18 protein-coding genes are annotated in these 19,791 nt (G+C 73.5%); 13 read left to right on the top strand and 5 right to left on the bottom strand.

Features of this window, described 5'->3' with window-relative positions; genetic code table 11:
* The first annotated feature begins 2 nt into the window (after positions 1-2).
* Genes DEJ43_RS36860 through DEJ43_RS36845 form a run of 4 tightly spaced genes read left to right on the top strand, consistent with a single transcriptional unit; the run spans position 3 to position 3,749 of the window.
* Positions 3-494 (top strand): hypothetical protein, encoded by a 492-nt coding sequence (locus tag DEJ43_RS36860; protein ID WP_015038554.1) that lies wholly within the window; start codon positions 3-5, stop codon positions 492-494.
* A complete protein-coding gene (locus DEJ43_RS36855) occupies positions 491-1,738 on the top strand; it encodes a peptidoglycan-binding protein (RefSeq protein WP_015038553.1) in 1,248 nt (415 codons plus the stop codon). The genes DEJ43_RS36860 and DEJ43_RS36855 overlap by 4 nt, the downstream gene beginning before the upstream one ends.
* Positions 1,735-2,550, top strand: coding sequence for an ABC transporter ATP-binding protein (locus DEJ43_RS36850; RefSeq protein ID WP_015038552.1), 816 nt, complete (start codon positions 1,735-1,737; stop codon positions 2,548-2,550). Before DEJ43_RS36855 ends, DEJ43_RS36850 begins: the two co-directional genes overlap by 4 nt.
* Positions 2,550-3,749, top strand: a complete 1,200-nt coding sequence (locus DEJ43_RS36845) for an ABC transporter permease (protein ID WP_015038551.1) — start codon at positions 2,550-2,552, stop codon at positions 3,747-3,749. Before DEJ43_RS36850 ends, DEJ43_RS36845 begins: the two co-directional genes overlap by 1 nt.
* Positions 3,750-3,908: 159 nt before the next feature.
* On the opposite strand, the gene DEJ43_RS36840 is transcribed toward DEJ43_RS36845, so the two are convergent.
* A complete protein-coding gene (locus DEJ43_RS36840) occupies positions 3,909-4,496 on the bottom strand; it encodes a TetR/AcrR family transcriptional regulator (RefSeq protein ID WP_015038550.1) in 588 nt (195 codons plus the stop codon).
* A 107-nt stretch (positions 4,497-4,603) separates the two neighbouring features.
* On the opposite strand from DEJ43_RS36840, the gene DEJ43_RS36835 reads away from it, so the two are divergent.
* Positions 4,604-5,662, top strand: a complete 1,059-nt coding sequence (locus DEJ43_RS36835) for a TIGR03620 family F420-dependent LLM class oxidoreductase (protein ID WP_015038549.1) — start codon at positions 4,604-4,606, stop codon at positions 5,660-5,662.
* Here DEJ43_RS36835 and DEJ43_RS36830 read toward each other — a convergent pair.
* Both DEJ43_RS36830 and DEJ43_RS36825 read right to left on the bottom strand, forming a co-directional pair.
* The gene (locus DEJ43_RS36830) at positions 5,551-6,327 is read right to left on the bottom strand and encodes a GntR family transcriptional regulator (RefSeq protein ID WP_015038548.1); all 777 of its coding nucleotides are present in this window, start codon (positions 6,325-6,327) and stop codon (positions 5,551-5,553) included. The genes DEJ43_RS36835 and DEJ43_RS36830 overlap by 112 nt on opposite strands.
* A 33-nt stretch (positions 6,328-6,360) precedes the next feature.
* Positions 6,361-7,128, bottom strand: a complete 768-nt coding sequence (locus DEJ43_RS36825; RefSeq protein ID WP_015038547.1) for a GntR family transcriptional regulator — start codon at positions 7,126-7,128, stop codon at positions 6,361-6,363.
* Positions 7,129-7,302: 174 nt separating this feature from the next.
* On the opposite strand from DEJ43_RS36825, the gene DEJ43_RS36820 reads away from it, so the two are divergent.
* From DEJ43_RS36820 to DEJ43_RS36790, 7 genes are all read left to right on the top strand, one after another.
* A complete protein-coding gene (locus DEJ43_RS36820) occupies positions 7,303-8,562 on the top strand; it encodes an extracellular solute-binding protein (protein ID WP_015038546.1) in 1,260 nt (419 codons plus the stop codon).
* A 29-nt stretch (positions 8,563-8,591) separates the two neighbouring features.
* Positions 8,592-9,467: a carbohydrate ABC transporter permease gene (locus DEJ43_RS36815; RefSeq protein ID WP_041664595.1), complete on the top strand. Its 876-nt coding sequence runs from the start codon at positions 8,592-8,594 to the stop codon at positions 9,465-9,467.
* Positions 9,464-10,297 (top strand): carbohydrate ABC transporter permease, encoded by an 834-nt coding sequence (locus DEJ43_RS36810; protein WP_015038544.1) that lies wholly within the window; start codon positions 9,464-9,466, stop codon positions 10,295-10,297. The genes DEJ43_RS36815 and DEJ43_RS36810 overlap by 4 nt, the downstream gene beginning before the upstream one ends.
* A 9-nt stretch (positions 10,298-10,306) precedes the next feature.
* Positions 10,307-11,845 carry a beta-N-acetylhexosaminidase gene (locus DEJ43_RS36805; protein ID WP_015038543.1) on the top strand — a complete coding sequence of 513 codons (1,539 nt, stop codon included), beginning with the start codon at positions 10,307-10,309 and terminating at the stop codon, positions 11,843-11,845.
* Between the two features lie 65 nt (positions 11,846-11,910).
* Complete coding sequence (locus tag DEJ43_RS36800; protein WP_015038542.1) at positions 11,911-13,335, top strand: cellulose binding domain-containing protein; 1,425 nt, start codon at positions 11,911-11,913, stop codon at positions 13,333-13,335.
* Positions 13,336-13,442: 107 nt separating this feature from the next.
* A complete protein-coding gene (locus DEJ43_RS36795; protein WP_015038541.1) occupies positions 13,443-15,596 on the top strand; it encodes an FUSC family protein in 2,154 nt (717 codons plus the stop codon).
* A 30-nt stretch (positions 15,597-15,626) separates the two neighbouring features.
* Positions 15,627-16,112 carry a hypothetical protein gene (locus tag DEJ43_RS36790; protein ID WP_015038540.1) on the top strand — a complete coding sequence of 162 codons (486 nt, stop codon included), beginning with the start codon at positions 15,627-15,629 and terminating at the stop codon, positions 16,110-16,112.
* A gap of 191 nt (positions 16,113-16,303) precedes the next feature.
* On the opposite strand, the gene DEJ43_RS36780 is transcribed toward DEJ43_RS36790, so the two are convergent.
* On the bottom strand, positions 16,304-17,170 hold the full coding sequence (locus DEJ43_RS36780; protein WP_015038539.1) for an arylamine N-acetyltransferase family protein: 867 nt from the start codon (positions 17,168-17,170) through the stop codon (positions 16,304-16,306).
* Positions 17,171-17,359: 189 nt separating this feature from the next.
* Here DEJ43_RS36780 and DEJ43_RS36775 point away from each other — a divergent pair, with 189 nt between their 5' ends.
* Complete coding sequence (locus DEJ43_RS36775) at positions 17,360-18,163, top strand: class I SAM-dependent methyltransferase (RefSeq protein ID WP_015038538.1); 804 nt, start codon at positions 17,360-17,362, stop codon at positions 18,161-18,163.
* Positions 18,164-18,171: 8 nt separating this feature from the next.
* On the opposite strand, the gene DEJ43_RS36770 is transcribed toward DEJ43_RS36775, so the two are convergent.
* A complete protein-coding gene (locus DEJ43_RS36770) occupies positions 18,172-19,776 on the bottom strand; it encodes a glycoside hydrolase family 13 protein (RefSeq protein WP_041663303.1) in 1,605 nt (534 codons plus the stop codon).
* Positions 19,777-19,791 lie beyond the last annotated feature (15 nt).

The following is a 19,791-nucleotide window of genomic DNA, read 5'->3' as shown; positions in this document are numbered from 1 at the left end:
CCATGACGATTCGACGGATCACCCGGGCGGCCGCCACCACGTCCCTCGCCGCCGCCCTCACCCTCCTCGCCACCGCCTGCTCGGGCTCGGAGACCGACAGCTCGCAGAGCGTGACCGAGGAGGGGAAGAAGGCCGACCAGGCCTTCGAGCACCGCAAGTGCCTGCGCGAGCAGGGTCTCGACGTGCCCGAGCCCAAGCCCGGCGAGCAGGGCGTCGGGCTCACCATCGGCGGTGACGGCATGTCGAAGGAGAAGATGGAGAAGGCGTTCAAGGCCTGCCAGAGCAAGGCCGGTGGGGCCGGCTTCGGGAAGGAGCCGACGCAGGCCGACAAGGACAAGGCGCTCGCGTACGCGAAGTGCATGCGCGAGAACGGGTTCAACATGCCCGACCCGAAGTTCGACGGCGGGGCGCAGGCGGCCATGCCGATACCGCAGGGCGCCGAGAAGCAGAAGTTCGACAAGGCCGCCAAGGCGTGCGAGAGCGTGGCCCGATGAGCGGCGACGCGACGGGCGGCCTCGGGCCCTCGGACGACCGCTCTCGGCCCGCGGCCGACGGAGGCGAGCTGCCCGCGACCGGCGGAGGAGAACTGCCCGGGGGCGGCGGAGGAGGAGAGCTCTCGGCGGGCGGTGGGCGACGGTCCGCCCGCGTCGGCGAGCGGCCCATGGCGCGGCGTCGGCTGGTGCTCGCCCTCGCGGCGATCGTCGCCGTCGCGGGCGGCGGGGCGGCGGTCACGGCCCTCTCCGCGCCCGACGACGAACGGGGCGGCGGGTCGGGGAGCGCGGCGGACGCCAAGGGGCTGCCCCCCGCGACCGCTCCGGTGACCCGCGGCGACCTCAGCAACAGCTCCCAGCAGGACGGCACGCTCGGGCACCTCGGCGAGCGCAAGATCAACGCCGGGCCGGCCGGGGTCCTGACCTGGGTCGCCCCCGCCGGCGCGGTCGTCGAGCGGGACCAGCGGCTGTACGAGGTGGAGGGCGGTCCGGTCCGTCTGATGTACGGCTCCGAGCCGATGTACCGCACGCTGAAGACCGGCGACAAGGGCAAGGACGTGCGCCAGCTGGAGGAGAACCTGGCCGCCCTCGGGTACGTCGGGTTCGACGTCGACGAGGAGTACACCGCGAAGACGGCCGCCGCCGTCAAGCGCTGGCAGAAGTCCCACGACCTGAAGCAGACGGGCACCGTGGGCCCGGACCAGATCGCCTTCGCGGGCAGTGCGGTACGGGTCAAGGAGGCGGGCGCCGCACCGGGCGACCGCGTCGCACCGGGCGGTCCGGTGCTGACGGTGACCGGTTCCGAGCGCGTCGTACAGTTCAAGATCCCCGTGTCGGAGGCGGAGTCGGCGAAGACCGGGACCCGGGTGAAGATCCGGCTGCCGGACGGCACGGAGCTGCCGGGGAAGGTGTCGGCCGTCGGGAAGACGGCGTCGGCGGGTGAGGACCCGCAGGACAGGACCCCGAAGATCTCGGTCACGGTCTCGTTCGACGAGCCGCGCAAGGTCAAGGGCATCGACCAGTCCCCCGTGACCGTCGACCTCACCGGAGAGACCCGCAAGGACGTCCTGACCGTGCCCGTCAACGCGCTGCTCGCGCTGCCCGGCGGCGGGTTCGGCGTCCAGGTCGTCGAGAACGGCACCGCCCGGGACCTGGCGGTCGAGCTCGGCATGTTCGGACAGGGGCGGGTGGAGGTCAGCGGGGACGGGCTGCGCGAGGGCATGAAGGTCGGGGTGCCGTCCGCATGACGACGAGCACGACGAGCGGCACTGCCACCGGCGCGGGTACGGGCGTGAGTACGGTCGTACGGCTCCGGGGCGTCACCAAGGAGTACGCGGGCGGCGTCCGGGCCCTCGACGGCGTCGACCTCACCATCAGGGAGGGCGAATTGCTCGGGATCGTCGGTCCGTCCGGCTCCGGCAAGTCGACGCTGCTGCACATCGTCGGAACCCTGGACCGGCCCAGTACCGGCACGGTCGAGATCGCCGGGCACGACGTCGCCGCGCTGACCGACCGCAAGCTGTCCGCGCTGCGCGCCCGCCGCATCGGCTTCGTCTTCCAGGCGTTCCATCTCGTGCCGGGTGTGGGCGCGTTGGAGAACGTGGCCGAGGGGCTGCTGTACTCCGGACTGCCCCGCGCCCGCCGGCGGCGGATGGCCGCCGACGCACTGGCCCGGGTGGGTCTCGCCGACCGGATGCGGCACCGCCCGCACGAGCTGTCCGGCGGGCAGAAGCAGCGCGTCGCCATCGCGCGGGCGGTGGTGGGCGAACCGGCGCTGCTGCTCGCGGACGAGCCGACGGGGGCGCTGGACTCGGCGTCCGGGGAGGCCGTGATGACGCTCCTGCGCGAACTCAACGCGGAGGGCGCGACGATCGCGGTCATCACGCACGACACGGAGATCGCGGGCCGGCTGCCCCGGCAGGTACGGATCCGGGACGGGCGGGTGGTGGAGGACACGGTGACCGGCGGTGCGACCGCCGGCGGGTCCGGTGGTGCGACCGACGGCCTGTCCTACCGCGCCTCCGGCGGCGTGTCCGAGGGTGGAAGGGGCGCCGCCTGATGTCGCGGGTCACGCTCTCCGCCGCGCGGCTCGGGCCGCGTGACGTGCTCCATGTCGGTTCCGCGGGACTGCGGAGCCGGCCCGTACGGGTGGTGCTGTCCGCGTTGGGGATCGCCATCGGGATCGCCACGATGATCGCGGTCGTGGGCATCTCCGCCTCCAGCCAGGCGCAGTTGCTGCGGCAGCTCGACGCGCTCGGCACGAACATGCTGGTCGCGAAGCCGGGCGAGGGGATGTTCAGCGGGCAGGAGGTCAAACTGCCCAAGGACGCGGTGGGCATGGTCGGCCGGATCGCGGGGGTCGAGGAGGCCGCCGGGACCGGCGACCTCAAGAGCTCGGTGCGCCGGTCCGAGAAGATCCCGGAGGCCGAGACGGGCGGGATCGCGGTGAAGGCGACAACGGAAGGGCTGCTGGACGTGCTGCGCGGCCGGATGGCGTCCGGCGGCTGGCTGAACGCCGCCAACGGCCGCTACCCGTCCGTGGTCCTCGGCCACGTCGCGGCCGAACGGCTCGGCATCACCAGGCCGGGCCAGCAGGTCTGGATCGACGACCGGTACTTCACGGTGCTCGGCGTCCTCGACCCGCTGCCGCTCGCGCCCGAGATCGAACGCTCGGCGCTGGTCGGCTGGGAGGGCGCGGCCCGGCTGCTGCGCTTCGACGGTCATCCGACGACGGTCTACGAGCGGTCCACGGACGCGTCCGTGGAGGCCGTCCAGCGGCTCCTCGCGCCGACGATCGACCCGCAGAACCCGCAGAACGTGTCGGTGGGCGATCCGTCCTCGGCGCTCAAGGCCAAGGCGGCGACGGAGGGAGCGTTCTCGACGCTGCTCCTGGGGCTCGGCGGGATCGCGCTGCTGGTGGGCGGGGTCGGCGTGGCGAACACCATGATCATCTCGGTCCTCGAACGCCGCCACGAGATCGGCCTGCGCCGGTCGTTGGGCGCGACGCGGGGGCAGATCAGGATCCAGTTCGTGACGGAGTCGCTGATGCTGTCCGGCCTCGGCGGGGTCGCCGGGGTGGCCCTCGGCGGGGCGGCGACCGCCGTGTACGCGTCGACGGGCGGGCTGCCGTGGGTCGTGCCGCTCTGGGCGGTGGGCGGCGGCTTCGCCGCGACGCTCGCGATCGGCACGGTGGCGGGCCTCTACCCGGCGGTACGGGCGTCCCGCCTGTCCCCGACGCTGGCTCTGGCGACGGCGTAGACCCACGGGTGCCGCGACACGACTGACGTGCCCCGCGGTGCCCGACCCCCACCCCGAACCCCCGGTCGTCCGGCTCACGCCGGGCGGCCGGGGGTTCGGCCATGGGGCCGAACATCCCGGTGCGTGCATCGGTCCGCCGTCCGCTCGACCCTCGCCCCCTCAACGCGGTGTCGTGAACGTGGCGTCGAGGACCAGATCGAGCAGCCGGGCGGGCTGGGTGGGGTCCGCGGTGTGGGTCGTCGAGAGGGCGATGCCGGCGACGAGGGGGATCAGGTCCGCCGCGGCGAGGTCCGCGCGGGCCGTGCCGTGTTCCTGGGCCCGGGTCAGGACCCCGGCCGCCGCGTCCAGGATGAGGCGGTGGCAGTCGAGGCCCGGCGCTCCGGGTTCCTCGACCATGAGGGTGCTGCCCATGCCCTGGTTCAGGCGGGCGTGGGCCAGGAGGGCGCGCAGCCAGTGCGCGAGGGCGTCGTCGGGCGGTTCGGTGGCGGTCAGGACGTCCGCCTGCCGGACGAGTCTCTCGATCCGGTCCCTGAGCACGGCGGCGAGGAGCGCCTGGCGGTTCGGGAAGTGGCGGTAGAGCGTTCCCGGGCCGACGCCCGCGCGTTGGGCGATCTGGTTGAGGGAGGCCGCCGGGCCCAGCTCGGCGAACACCTCCTGCGCCGTGGCGACGAGCCGGTCGCGATTGACGCGCGCGTCGGTGCGCCGTGGCGGCGGTGCGGGGCTGTTGCCGCGCGGACTCGTCGGCATCGTCGTGACCTCCCGATCATCCCCGTAGCCAAACGGAGAACTTCTCCGTATCGTACCGCCCGGCAAGCGGAGAACCTCTCCGGATACTCTTTCCCGAGGAGTACGCGATGACGGACGACGCACGGACCGCGCTGGGCCAGGTCGGCATCTGGACCTTCGCCTACGAGGGGCAGCCCGCCGGGCGGGTACGGGAATCGGCCGCGGAACTGGAGGAGTTGGGGTACGGGGCCCTCTGGTACGGCGAGGCGTTCGGCCGCGACACCATCGGCCAGGCGTGGCTGCTACTGTCGGCGACCCGCCGGATCACCGTCGCGTCCGGCATCGCCAACATCGCGTACCGGGAGCCGATCTCCCTCGCCGCCGCGGAACGCACGCTCGGGGAGGCGTTTCCCGGCCGGTACCTGCTCGGCCTGGGCGGCCACCGGGTCGACGACACCGTGCACCACGTGGACGGCTATCCCGTACCGACCCGGGGCAAGGCGCTGTCCACGATGCGCGCCTATCTGGACGCCATGGACGCGTCACCGGCCCACGGTCCGGTGCCGGACCCGGCGCCGCGCCGGGTCCTGGCCGCCCTCGGCCCGAAGATGCTGGAGCTCGCCGCCGCACGCACCTGGGGCGCCCATCCGTACTTCGTGCCCGTGGAACACACGGAGCTGGCCCGGCGGATCCTGGGGCCGGAGGCGTTCCTCGGGGTCGAGCAGGCCGTCGTCCTGGACACCGACGTCGACCGGGCACGGGAGGTGGCCACGACCCATGTCGCCGGATACATCGCGGCCGCCCCGCACCAGCAGGCCAGCATGCGGCGCCTCGGCTTCGGCGACGCGGACCTCGTCGGCGGCCCGAGCCGGCGGCTGGTGGACGCGATCGTCGCGTACGGCGACTCGGACGCCGTCGTCCGCCGCGTCCGGCAGCACCTCGACGCCGGGGCCGACCACGTCTGCCTCCAGGTCCTGACCGCCGACCCGACGACCCTCCCGGCCCACGCATGGCGCGAACTGGCCCCCGCCCTCCTGCCGCCCACCCCGGCCCCGGCGCAACGGACGAGGGGGTCTCAGTCCACCGTCCCCCACCACGTGCCGCCCCGTGCCGCGGCGGTGGCCGCGTCCGTCGCCGGGTCGCCCGGGGGGCCGTCCGTCAGGGCGAGGCGGGAGACGATGCGGTAGCGGTCGCCTCGGTAGAGGGAGCGGACGTATTCGATCGGGCGGTTGGCGGCGTCGGACGTCGTCCGGTCGAAGAGGAGGGCGGGTGAGAGGACGGGGACGGACAGGAGGGCCGCTTCCTCGTCGCTCAGCACCGTCGGCTCGATGGACTGCACCGCGTGGGCCGGCCGGATGCCGCGCCGGTCCCGCAGGTGAGCGTAGAAGCCGGTCTCCATGTCGGCGGCCGTGAGGCCGGGGACCAGGTCGGCGGGGACGTGGAGGTGCTCCAGGGCGATCGGGGCGCCGTCCACGTGCCGGAGGCGGGTCACGTGGAGCAGTTCGGCCGCCGGGGAGATCGCCAGCTTCCGGCCTATGCGGGCGCCGGCCCGCACGGTGCGGAGTTCGAGCACCGTGCTCGTCCAGTCGCCGCGGCTGCGGGGCACGCCGGCCGCCCGGTGCTCGGCGACGAGTTCCTGGGTGATCTTGTCGGGTGCGACGAACATGCCGCGGCCGTGCTCCCGTACCAGCAGGCCGGTGGCGACGAGTTCGTCGACCGCCGCTCGCAGGGTGGGGCGGGAGACGCCGAGGGTCGCGCAGAGCGTGCGCTCGGAGGGGATGGCGTCGCCGGGGCGGCGGCTGTCGATCACGGTGAGGAGATGCTCCCGTACGCGCTCCCGCTTGAGCTCCATCCCGTGCCCTCCCCGCCGTGCCGCCCTTGCGGGTCAGTATGCATCGCCCTCCGTGGAGGAGGTCACGAGCCCGTCGCGGGTGAAGTCGAGGCGGGAGACGATCCGGTAGCGGTCGCCGCGGTAGACCGAGTGGACGTACTCGACGGGGCGGCCCGCGGTGTCGAGGGTGAGGCGTTCGATCAGCAGGGCCGGCGAGAGGACGGGGACGTCGAGCAGCGCAGCCTCGTCCTCGCTGACGACGGTCGGTTCGATCGACTGGGTGGCTTCCTGGACGTGGACGCGGTGGTGTTCCCGCAGGTGGTCGTAGAGGTCACCGGCTTCCAGCTCCTCCGGGGTGAGTGCGGCGCCCACCAGGTCCGCCGGGATGTGCAGGTGCTCGATGGCCATGGGCGAGCCGTCGACCAGGCGCAGCCGGGCGACGTAGAGCAGTTCGGCGGCGGGTGAGAGGCGGAGTCTGCGGCCGATGCGGGCGCCGGCCCGGACGGTGGCGGATTCGAGCACGGTGCTGGACCAACTGCCGGACGCGCGGGGCACGGTGAAGGCCGCGTCGTCCGGGGCGAGCCGCTGGGTGATCTTGGCGGGCGCGACGAACATGCCGCGGCCGTGCTCCCGTACCAGCGCGCCGGTGGCGACGAGTTCGTCGACGGCGGCGCGCAGGGTGGGGCGGGAGACGCCGAGGGCGGCGCAGAGGGTGCGCTCGGAGGGGATCGGATCGCCGGGGCCGCCCGCTTCGATCAGACCCAGGAGATGCTCGCGTACCCGCTCCCGCTTCAGCACCCCGCTGGAGGAGCCGTCCTTCATGCCACTCTCCCTGACTGGTCAACTGGTAAGTCAGATACTAGCCGGAGAGTTTCCCCTGCCATCGGGTGAACGACCCATGTTTTTCTAGGGATTGACGGCACCACTCGGCCGTGCCACCTTCTGGTCACACACCTGACCACTTGACCAATTGGTCAACCATTCATCGAGGTGCCCGTGAAGACTCGTCCCCTCGCCGGCTCCGTCGCCCTCGCGGTGACCGTCGCCCTCGCCGCCACGGCCTGCGGCGGACCGGCCGGCCCGGAAGCCGCCGGCGGACCGCGCAAGGTCACCGTATGGATCATGAAGGACAGCGTCACCGACGCCTTCCTCGCCCGCTTCCGCACCGGCTTCGAGGCCGAGCACGAGGACATCGACCTCGACATCCAGATCCAGGAGTGGGACGGCATCGGCGAGAAGGTGACGGCCGCCCTCGCCAGCAAGGACGCGCCGGACGTCATCGAGGTCGGCAACACCCAGGTCGCGCAGTACGCGGCCAGCGGCGGCGTCCGTGACCTCAGCGACCGGACCGCCGAGCTGAACGGCGCGGACTGGCTGCCGGGGCTCGCCGAGCCCGGCAGGGTCGACGGCAGGCAGTACGGCATCCCCTGGTACGCGGCCAACCGCGTGGTGATCTACCACAAGGACCTGTTCGCCCGCGCGGGCGTCACCGCTCCCCCGAAGACGCAGGCCGAGTGGCTCGCCGTGACCGCCAAGCTGAACAAGGGCCGCACCCAGGGCATCTACCTGCCCGGCCAGAACTGGTACACCCTGTCCGGCTTCGTCTGGGACGAGGGCGGCGACCTGGCGGTCAAGGACGGCACGGCGTGGAAGGGAGCGCTCGACACCCCGCAGGCGCTCGCCGGAATGGACTTCTACCGCCGGCTCCAGGCGCTCGGGAAGGGGCCCAAGGACTCCGACGAGGCCAAGCCCCCGCAGGCCGAGGTCTTCGCCAAGGGCGAGGTGGCCCAGATCATCGCCGTGCCCGGCGGCGCGAAGATCGTCGAGGAGATCAACCCCGCGCTCAAGGGGAAGCTGGGCTTCTTCCCCGTTCCCGGCAAGACGGCGGGGAAGCCGGGAGCGGTCTTCACCGGCGGCTCCGACCTCATCGTGCCGGAGGCCTCGACCCACCCCGAGGCCGCCTACGAGGTGGTGAAGGCGCTGGCGGGCGAGAAGTGGCAGACGGACATGGCCAGGACGATGAGCTACGTCCCCAACCGGACCTCGCTCGCCCGGGTGATCCAGGACGACGCGGGCACGGCCGCGATGGCGGCCGGCGCCGCGCAGGGCAGGGCCACGCCGAACTCCCCGCAGTGGGCGGCCGTCGAGGCGACCAACCCGATCAAGCAGTACATGACCGCCGTGCTCACCGGCACCGATCCGGCCCGGGCCGCGGCCACCGCCTCGCAGAGCATCACGAGGACGCTCGGCTCGTGAGCGGACCGAACCCGCGGGGGCGGGCCGCCCTGTGGCCCTATCTCCTCGTCGCTCCCACCGTCCTCGGCGGTGCGCTCCTCCTCGGCTACCCCTTCGTCCGCAACCTGCTGATCTCCTTCCAGCGGTACGGCATGGGCGAACTCATCCGTGGCGACGCCGCGTTCGTGGGGTTCCGCAACTACCGGGACGTGCTCGCCGACCCCGAGTTCTGGGAGGTCGTCCGGCGCACCTTCTGGTGGACCCTGGTCAACGTCGTCCTGATCATGGTGATCGGCACCCTGGTCGCCCTGATGATGCAGCGGCTCGGGCGGCGGATGCGGATCCTGGTGACGAGCGGTCTCGTCCTCGCCTGGGCGAGCCCGGTCATCGCCACCACGACCGTGTTCCAGTGGCTCTTCGCCTCCCGTCTGGGAGTGGTCAACTGGGTGCTGGTACGGCTCGGGTTCGAGTCCTTCGAGGGGTACTCGTGGCTGGCCGACGGCCCTGCGGCGTTCACCGTCCTGGTGCTGCTGGTGGTCTGGCAGTCGGTGCCCTTCGCCGCGATCACGCTCCACTCGGCCCTGCTGACCGTGCCCGCCGAGCTGTACGAGTCCGCCCGGCTCGACGGGGCCGGCGCCTGGCGGATCTTCCGCTCGGTCACGCTGCCCCTGCTGCGGCCGCTCTTCGGTCTCGTGCTCTGCCTGGAGGTCATCTGGGTCTTCCGCTGCTTCGCCCAGATCTGGGCCGTCACCAAGGGCGGGCCGGGCGAGGCGACGACCACGCTGCCCGTCTACGCCTACCGGGTGGCCCAGTCCCTGCACCGCTACGACCTGGGGGCCGCCGTCTCCACGCTCACGGTCCTGATCCTGGTGGCCGCGCTGATCGCCTACTTCCGCCACATGCTCCGACAGGAGGCCGACCGGTGACACCGCGCGCCCTGCGCCGACTCCCCCTGAACACCGCGGCGGCGCTCGTCTTCGTCCTGGCCGTCTTCCCGGTGTACTGGATGGTGCTCACGGCCTTCCGGCCGACCCGCGACATCCAGTCCGAGACGCCCGGGTTCCTGCCCGGCTCCGTGACCCTGGAGCACTTCCGTGCCGCCGTGGCCGCCGACGGGTTCTGGATCTTCTGGCGCAACAGCCTGCTCGTGACCGCCGGTTGCGTCCTGCTCGCCCTCGTGGTGGCGCTCGCCGCCGCGTTCGCGGTGGCCCGGATGAACTGGCGCGGCCGGCGGGCCTTCGTCCTCATGGTCTTCCTCGCCCAGGTGGCGCCCTGGGAGGCGCTTCTGATCCCGATGTACGTGATCGCACGGGACGCCGACCTGCTGGACCGGCTGGCGACGCTCAGCCTCATCTACTTCATGGTCACCCTGCCCTTCACGATCGTCACCCTCCGCTCGTTCCTGGCGGCGGTGCCGGCCGAGCTCGAAGAGGCCGCACAGGTCGACGGCTGCACGCGCGCCGCCGCCTTCCGCAGGGTGACGCTCCCGCTGCTCGCCCCGGGGCTGCTCGCGACCTCGCTCTTCGGGTTCATCACCGCCTGGAACGAGTTCGCCTTCGCCAACATGCTCATCATCAAGAACCAGGACGACCGCACGCTGCCCGTCTGGCTGTCCTCCTTCTCCAACGTCTTCGGCACCGACTGGGGCGCCACCATGGCCGCCTCCACCCTCTTCGCCCTGCCCGTCCTCGTCCTCTTCCTGGTCCTGCAGGGCCGGGTCGCCGCCGGAATGACCGGCGGAGCCGTGAAGGGATAACGCACCGCGATGCCACCCGCCCGATCCGCCCCCGCCCCCGGCCGCCCCCGGCTCGTCCCCGAGCCCACCCAACTCCAGTCGCTGCCAGGACGGTTCACCTTCGACGCCACGACCGCGCTCAAGGTCTCCCCCGGCGCGGAAGGCGCCGCGGCACTGCTGCGCACGCTCCTCGGGCCCGCCACCGGCCTGCCGCTGCCCGCCCGCGCGGACGGCTCCGTCGTCCTGGCCCTCGACCGCGCCCTCGGCGGGCTCGGCGAGGAGGGGTACGGGCTCACCATCGGCACGGAGGGGGTGCTGCTGCGGGCCGCCCGGCCCCGGGGGCTGCTCGCCGGGGTCCAGACCCTCCGTCAGCTGCTGCCCGTCGAGGCGCTGCGCGCCGAACCGGTGCCCGGGGTCGCCTGGTCCGTCCCCTGTGCGCAGATCACCGACATCCCCCGCTTCCCCTGGCGCGGCTCCATGCTCGACGTCGCCCGCCGCTTCCGTCCCGTCTCCTATCTGCGGCGGTACGTGGACCTCCTCGCCCTCCACAAACTGAACGTCCTGCACCTCCACCTCACCGACGACCAGGGCTGGCGCATGCCGGTGCCGGCGCTCCCCCGGCTCACCGAGGTGGGCGGGCTGCCGCACGGCGGTGCCTACACCCGTGCGGAACTCGGCGGTCTGGTGGCGTACGCGGCGGAGCGCGGTGTCACCGTCGTGCCCGAGATCGAGATGCCGGGCCATGTACGGGCCGCCCTCGCCGCCTATCCGGAGCTGGGCAACCACCCGGGCCGTACATATGAGGTCTGGGACCGGTGGGGTGTCTGCGACACCATCCTCGGCGTCCACGACCAGGCGCTCGACTTCTGCCGCACCGTTCTGGACGAGGTGATGGACGTCTTTCCCTCCCCGTACGTCCACGTCGGCGGCGAGGAGTGCCCCACCGACGAGTGGCACGTCTCCCCGGCGGCGCGCCGGCGGGCCGCCGAGGAGGGGCTGCCGGGGCCCGCGGCCCTCCACGGCTGGTTCATGGAGCGGATCGGAGAGCACCTCCTGGCCGCCGGTCGCCACCCGCTCAGCTGGACCGAGGACGGCGCCGACCTCCCGCCGTACTTCACCGTCATGCCCTGGCGCGACGCCGAGCACGGCCGCACCGCGGTCCGCCGCGGCCACCGCGTGATCATGGCCCCGCATCGCACCACGTACCTCGACTACCCGCAGTCCGCGGGCCCCGAGGAGCCGCCCGGTCAGGCGGGCGAGGTCGTCGACCTGCGCACCGTCCACGGCAACGACCCGGCTCCGGCGCACTGGAGCCCGGAGGAGGCGGGCCGGGTCCTCGGGTCCCAGGTGCAGTTGTGGACCGAGTATGTGCCCACCCCGGCGCACGCCGAGTACCTCACGTTCCCCCGGCTCTGCGCCCTCGCGGAGGTCGTCTGGACCGGCCGGCACGACTGGCCGGGCTTCCAGGAGCGGCTCCGCCACCACAGGACCCGGCTGGACGCGCTGGGCGTGCCGCGCCGGCCGGACGCCGCACCCGCGTCCGCGCCCGTGCCGGCCCCCGCACCCTGAGCCGTCCCCCCGAACCGATCCCCGATCCCCCCGTATCCCCACCTCGTCACAGGAGAGGAACCCCCATGAAGGACACGACAAGGAGCAGCGGTCTCCGCATCCGTGCCGCGCTCGCCGTCGCCGCGGTGACCGGGCTCGGCGCCACCGCGCTGACCGCGCTGCCGGCCGCGGCCGCAGGTGAGGCCGTCACCGTCCAGTACCGGCAGAGCGCCACCGGGAGCGATCAGGTGGAGCCCTGGCTCAAGGTGGTCAACACCGGCTCGACGAGCGTCCCGCTGAGCCAGGTCAAGGTGCGCTACTACTTCAAGGCCGACGCCGGGGCCTCGTACACGTACGCCTGCTCGTGGGCCGTGAAGGGCTGCGCGAACCTCACCGGTACCTTCGGCACCCTGGCCAACCCCACCGCGACCGCCGACCGTTACCTGGAGATCGGCTTCACGGCCGGGGCCGGTTCCCTCGCGCCCGGCGCGGACACCGGCGACATGCAGCTGCGCTTCCACCGCTCCAACTGGCAGCCGCTGAACCAGAGCGACGACTACTCCTTCGGCCCCGCCCAGACCACGTACGCCAACTGGTCCAAGGTCACGGCGACCGTGGGCGGCGCCCCGGTCTGGGGCACGGCCCCCGCGGGCAACGAACCGACCACCCCGCCGACCGGCCCGACCACCCCGCCGCCCACCGGGGCCGCGCTCTTCGACGACTTCGACTACACCGGCCACACCGACCCGGCGATCAACTCCCACGGCTGGAGCGTGCGTTCCAACGCGGGCGGTCCCGGCGTGCCCGGCGCCACCTGGGCCCCCGAGAACGTGACCTTCGCCAAGGAGGGCACCAACTCCATCATGAACCTGCGGAGTTCGACCGCCGGAACCGGTGAGTCCACCCGGCACACCGAGATCCTGACGCGCGCCTCGAAGTTCCGCAACGGCACGTACGCGGCGCGGGTGCGGTTCTCCGACGCGCCGGTGTCGGGCCCGGACGGCGACCGCGTCGTCCAGACCTTCTTCACCATCAACGACCTCAAGGCGCCGATGGCCGACGACTACGCCGAGTACGACTTCGAGTACCTCCCCAACGGCGGCTGGGGCGAGCCCGCCAACATCCTCTACACCACCTCGTGGGAGACCTACCGGCCCGACCCCTGGGAGGCCGTCAACCAGCACTCCGAGTCGCGGACGAGCTACGCCGGCTGGCACGACCTGGTGCTGACGATCGACGACAACGCGATCGTGTACTACGTCGACGGCCAGGAGTTCGGCCGGCACGACGCCCGCTACCTCCCCGAGCGTCCGATGTCCATCAACTTCAACCAGTGGCTGATCGACCTCGCCGGCCAGGCGTCGACGACGCCGCGCTCCTACGACCAGAAGGTCGACTACGTCCTGCACATGAAGGACCAGGTCCTGACCCCGGCCCAGGTCGCCGCGAAGGTGGCGGCCTACCGCTCGGCCGGCACGTCGTTCGAGGACTCGGTGCCCGCCACGTCGTGACGGGCGCGTCCGGCGCGCCGTGACCCGAGCGTCCGCCGAGCGGCCCGGCGCCCCCTCCCCCGGGGGCGCCGGGTGGCGCGCGGGTGGCGGCGGAGGATCCTGGGAGTATGCGCGGCGCCCCCGCGGGCCGGCCGGCGAAGGCCCGGCTCCCGCCCGGCTACGCGGCGGCCCTGCGGCGGTCGGTGCGGGTCACGGTCTCCGCTGCCGCCGGTTTCTACCTCTTCCTGTACGGCTTCGACTCGGCCGTCGCCGCCACGTACGCGCTGTTCGCCGCCGTCGCGATGGCGGGCCTGTCCCACATCCCCGGCACCGGACGGCAGCGCGCGGCGACCCTGCTGCCCGCGGTCCCCGCCTGCCTGCTGCTGATCACCCTCGGCACCTGGCTCTCCGTGCGGACGTGGAGCGCGGTCCTCGGCATGCTGGTCGTCGGCTTCGTCCTGGCCTTCGTGGCGGTGGGCGGACCGCGCCCGGCCGGCGCCGGTCCGGGCCTGCAACTGATGTACATCCTGCCGTCGTTCCCGCCCTACGCCCCCGGGTCACTGGGCGAGCGGCTGGCCGGGGCGACGGTGGGCCTGGTGCTGCTGGTCCTCGCCGAGGCGTTCCTGCTGCCGGACCGGACGGAAGGCGCGCCGTACCGCGAGCGGGCAGCCCGGGCCGCCGACGCCGCGGCGCGCTGCGCCGAGGGGCTGCTCTCGCCGCCGTACGTGCTCGACGGTGACGCTCTGCGGTCGGTCCGGGAGGTCAGCGAGAGCCTGCGGTCCTCGCGGGTCCCGGAGGCGGACCGGCCCGCGGGGCCGGGCCTCCGCGAGCGGGCGCTCGCGCACACCGGTCTGGCCGCCCGGACCCTGCTGGGGCGGCTGGCGTCGCTCTCCGGCGGCCCGGCGGCGGGCGGCACGGTGACCGACGTGCTCCGCGCGGTGCGGGACACCTCCGTGGAGACCGCCGCCCGGCTGCGCGGCGGGAACCCGGCCGGGGAGGCCCGCGCACGGCTCACGGAGGCCCGGCACGCCGTGGCGTCCGGGCCGGACCTGGGTGATCCGCCCGCCGTCCTGCGGAGCCACGCGGCCGTCCTGGAGGTGGCCGACGCGGCGCTCGCGATGTCCACGGCGGCGGAACTCGCCGTACGGGGCAGGGCGGCGGCGCCGACGGCGGCGCCCGGCCGCTTCTGGTACGCGCGGATGCGGGCGCCCCATCTGTGGTGGCGGCGGCTCTCGGGCCACACGCGGCAGCGGTCGGTGTTCTTCCAGAACGCGGTGCGGCTCGCGCTCGCGCTGGCCGCGGCGCGGCTGATCGCGGGCGTCGACACGCTGCCTCACGGCTTCTGGATGCTGCTCGCCACGCTCACCCTGACCCGTACGACGGCGCGGCAGACGCGCGGCACCGTGCGGGTGGCGCTCACCGGCACCCTGGTGGGGGCGGTCGTGGTGGCCGTGCTCCTCGCGTCGGTCGGGACGGACACGGTGGTGTACGCGGCCGCGCTGCCGCCGTTGATGCTGATCGCCTTCACGCTGGGGCCGGTGAAGGGGGTGGGGTGGGCGCAGGCGATGTTCACCCTGGTCGTCGCGCTGGTCTTCGCCCAGTTGGCCCCCGCGACCTGGCGGCTGGCCGAGTTCCGGCTCCTCGACGTGCTCGCGGGCAGCGCGGTCGGCATCGTGTTCGGGCTGCTCGCCTGGCCCCGGGGCGCGCACGACGAGCTGCGCCGGTCCATGGCGCTGATGCTGCGGTGCGCCGCAGAGACCGTGGTCGCCACGACGGCCCAGGTCGCCGTGGGCGGGGCGCGGACGCCTTCGGGCACGGCGCCGGGGCACGGGTCGCTCCAGCACGCGCTGGTCATGGCGGAGGCGGCGTACGCGCAGTACGCGAGCGAGCCGGCCGAGCGGAAGGGGCCGGACGCCGCGCAGGACTGGCAGGCCACGCTCATCTCCGGTCACCACGTCCTGTGGGGCGCGGACCGGCTGCTCGTGCCGCCGGAGCCGCTCGTCGTCCCGCCGCTCCCCCGTGAGCCGGCCGCGGCGGCGACCCGGATCGGCGACCGGGTCGCCGCCTGCATGCTGCTGGTCTCCCAGCGCCTCGATCCCGGCCCCGACCCGCCGGGGGCGCCCGTGGAGCTCCGGGCGACGGCCGCCGGCGAGGTCTCCCGGGACCCGCCGGGGGCGCCCCGGCTGTACTACGCGACCGCCGAGTGGCTGGGCTCCCTGCGGGCGGATCTGGAACGGATCGTCGGACCCCCTTCTCAAGCGCGGGTCGAGGAACCACGATGACGATCAGTGCCTGTACGGAGGAGGGGGTCCATGCGCGGCTACGCCGGCGTGCTCATCGGCAATCTGGTCCTTGCCGCGTTGGCCGGTCTGGCCGGCCCCGTGTTCCTCGTCGGGGCGTACGTGGCCTGGACGGAGGGCGCCGAGTGGTTCCTGGTGGCCGCCGCGGGCGGCATCGGGGCGGTCGGCACGGCCCTGATCCCCGTGGCGGCGGTCAGGAGCGCGCGCCAGAGCTTCCCCCGGATCACCCGGCGGGACCATGTGACCGTCGACTGGGCCCGGACGAATCTCCTGGCGGGTGTCACGACGGCCGAGGTGGTCACCCACGACGGCCACCGCGTCCCCCTGCCGCGCCGCTCGGAGGCCCTCTGGCCCCTGATGAACCTGCTCGTCGCCCACGGCCTCTCGAACCCGAAACCGGTCCTCGACCTGCGCCGGCCCCGGATGGGGGCGGTGTCGGCGATGGTGCTCGGGATCATCCGGGACGCGGAGCCGGACGTGGCCGGCGCCGGGCGCTAGGGGGTGTCTTGTCGATCAGGCCGGATCAGGGAGCGGCGTCTGGTGCATGGGGTCTCCCCAGGCCCGCAAGGGCCTAGGGGACGCATCGCAAGGCGGAGGAGGGAGGCATGGCGGAGCCATGGTGACCGACGACAACGCGGCGAGGCGCGGTGCCAGGCGTCGCGAGCCCGGCCTGATCGGCAAGACACCCCCTAGGCGCGCTCGGCGGACGGCTGTTCCCCGGCGCCGGACGTGGCCTCCCATTCCTGGTGGGCGGTGCGGACGCGGTGCCACAGTTCCGTCCGGGCGGGGGCCTCGACGTCGGTGAGGTCCAGGCGGAACACGCGGGACAGGACGTCGTACCAGTCGTCGGCGGATGCGATGGTCCGCTCGGTCGTGCCCCCGGCCTCGATCCGGCGCAGCACACAGCCGCGCAGGACGTCCACGCCCTCGGCGCGGCGGAGCTGGGCCGTGCAGACGCGGACGAAGCCGGACTCGGGAGAGGTCGAAAGACGGACGTGCTCCTCGGCGAAGGAGGCCAGTTCGACGGGCTCCGGCGCGAAGACCATCGAGGTGAACGCGCCGCGGGGGTCGTGGAGGAACCTCCAGCCGCCGGGCACGGCCTTCGACGGGACCATCGCGTAGGTGAACGGCCCCTGGGTGTAGCTGCCTTCGCGCAGCGGCAGCGGCTCGTGCATGCCGCCGGCGAGCCCGGTGTCGACGAGCCACGGCTCGCCGTCGAGCCGTACGGTGAGCGCGAGGTGGTCGCCGCCGGGCCCCTCGGGGTCCTCGTCCTCTCCCTGCACCCCGGCACGGTGCAGGGTGACCTCGTAGCCGAGGGCGGTGAGCAGCGCGGCGAAGGCGCCGTTGAGGTGGAAGCAGTAGCCGCCGCGCCCGCGCGTGATCCGGGCCACGGATTCCGCGGCGTCGATGCCGGTCGGGCGCCCCAGGTGGATGTCGAGGTTCTCGTAGGCGACCCGCTCCACCTGGGCCCGGTGCAGCTCCCACAGCGCTTCGGCGGTCGGGGCCGCGGGCCTGGCCACGCCCAGCACCGCGAGGTACCCGTCGACGTCGATCACGTGCTCCCCCTCTTGCGCGAAAGGGTGATCATCCTAGTCGCCGGCGCCCCGCCAGAGCACTCGTTTAATCGTCCGCCGTCGGGCCGCCGTCGGCTCAATCGCGTCGTTTCCCCGTCGGGTTCCCTGGGTTAACGTCGATGACCGCACAGCGTCCTTGTTCCGCCCCGACGACCGGAAGGAGCCCGGACCATGGCCGCTGATTTCGCCGCGGTGGGCGACGCCTATGCCGACCACTCGGCCGGCGGACGGGGCCGGCTGCGGCACGACCTGGTGGCACGGCGTGTCCTGGAGGAGCTCCCGCGCCGGCCCGCCCGGGTCCTGGACGTGGGGTGCGGGGATGGTGAGACGGTCCTGCGGCTCGCGGCGGCGGGACACCGCGTGACCGCGGTCGACCCCTCCCCCGGGATGCTCGCCGCGGCGGCCGAACGGATCGCCGCGCACAGCGATCTCGGAGGACGGGTGCGGTTCGTCGCGGCCGACGTCCTGTCGCTGCCCTTCGGGGAGCAGCGGTTCGACGCGGTGTGCTGCCACGGCGTGCTGATGTACCTGCCGGAGCCCGCCGACGCCGTCGCCCGGCTCGCCGCGCAGGTCGCTCCCGGCGGGGTGCTGAGCATCCTGACCAGGAACCGGCGGTCGATCGGTGTGCGCGAGGCGCTGCGCGGGGCCTACGGCGAGGCCCGGAAGCTCATCGAGAGCGGCACCGGCACGAGCGTCGGCAACCTGGGCCTGCGCACCCGGGGCGACACGCCCGAGGCCCTGGACGCGCTGGCGCGTGACCAGGGCCTCGTACCGCTGCCGTGGCAGGGGGTACGGATCTTCCACGACCACCACGACGACGCCTGGCGTCCCGGGGCGGCCGAGTACGGGGAGGCGCTCGCCACCGAGTGGACGGCCTCGTGGCGCAGCCCGTACCGCGATGTGGCCCGCCTGGTGCACACGCTGGCCCGCCGCCCGGCACCGCCCCGCTCCGCCCGTCCCGAACCGGCGGGGTGAACGACGGGTCAGGTGCGCAGCCACACCGCCGTGTCCGTGGGCAGCCGGCCGTCCGCGTCGCACGGGCCGCTCGACAGGAGTACGCGCGCGTGGGGCGGGAGCTCGGTGGGGGTCTCGCCGAGGTTGACCACGCAGACGAGCCCCTCGGTCCGTGCGAAGGCGAGGACGCCCGGATCGGCGGGCAGCCAGGTCAGCGGTCCGTCGCCGAAGCCCTCGGCCGTCCGGCGCAGCCGCAGCGCCTCGCGGTAGAGCGTCAGCATCGATCCGCCGTCGGCGCGCTGGCGGTCCACCGCGTAGTCGTCCCAGTCGAGCGGCTGCGGGAGCCACGGTTCGGCCCCCGGGCCGAAGCCGTACGAGGGCGCGCCGGCCGTCCAGGGCAGCGGGACGCGGCAGCCGTCGCGGCCCGGGTCGGTGCCGCCGGAGCGGGCGTGCATCGGGTCCTGGATGCGGTCGAGCGGTATGTCCGCCTCGGGCAGCCCCAGTTCCTCGCCCTGGTACACGTACACCGAGCCGGGCAGCGCCAGGGTGAGCAGGGCCGCGGCGCGGGCGCGCCGGGTGCCGAGCGCGAGGTCGGTGGGGGTGCCGAAGGCCTTGGTGGCGAAGTCGAAGCCGGTGTCGGCCCGCCCGTAGCGGGTCACGGTCCTGGTGACGTCGTGGTTGCAGAGGACCCAGGTCGCGGGGGCGCCGACGGGGGCGTGCTCGGCGAGGGTGTCGTCGATGGTGCGGCGCAGCCGGTCCGCCTCCCAGGGGCAGGAGAGGAAGCTGAAGTTGAAGGCGGTGTGCAGTTCGTCCGGGCGGAGGTAGCGGGCGAAGCGCTCGGAGTCCGGGAGCCAGACCTCTCCGACGAACACGCCGCCGTACTCGTCGGCGATCGCGCGCCAGGAGCGGTAGATGTCGTGGAGCTCGTCCTGGTCGATGTACGGGTGGGGGTCGACGCCCTCGACGAAGTCGGCGAGCGCCGGGTCCTTGGCGAGGAGGGCGGCGGAGTCGATCCGTACGCCCGCGACGCCTCGTTCGAACCAGAAGCGCAGGACGTCCTCGTGTTCCTGGCGGACGGCGGGGTGGGCCCAGTTGAGGTCGGGCTGCTCGGGGGTGAAGAGGTGGAGGTACCACTCTCCGTCCGGGACCCTGGTCCAGGTCTTTCCGGAGAACTGGGAGGGCCAGGTGTTGGGCGGCAGTTCGCCGTTCTCGCCGCGGCCGGGGCGGAAGTGGAACAGTTCGCGTTCCGGGCTGCCGGGGCCGGCGGCGAGGGCGGCGCGGAACCAGGCGTGCTGGTCGGAGACGTGGTTGGGGACGATGTCGACGATCACGCGGATGCCCAGTTCGCGGGCCTCGGCGATCAGTTTCTCGGCTTCGGCGAGGGTGCCGAAGGCGGGGTCGATGGTGCGGTAGTCGGCGACGTCGTAGCCGCCGTCGACCAGCGGGGAGAGGTACCAGGGCGTGAACCAGACGGCATCGACGCCGAGTTCGGCGAGGTGGGGCAGTCTCGCCCGGACGCCCGCGAGGTCCCCGGTGCCGTCGCCGTCGCCGTCGGCGAAACTGCGCGGATACACCTGGTAGATGACGGCGTCGCGCCACCAGTCGTCGGTGCGGTGCGAGTGAGGGGCTGCCACGTGAGGGTCCTTTCG

The organism is Streptomyces venezuelae ATCC 10712 (genome assembly GCF_008639165.1).
GTDB lineage: Bacteria > Actinomycetota > Actinomycetes > Streptomycetales > Streptomycetaceae > Streptomyces > Streptomyces venezuelae.
This window is presented reverse-complemented; position numbering and strand designations above follow the sequence as displayed.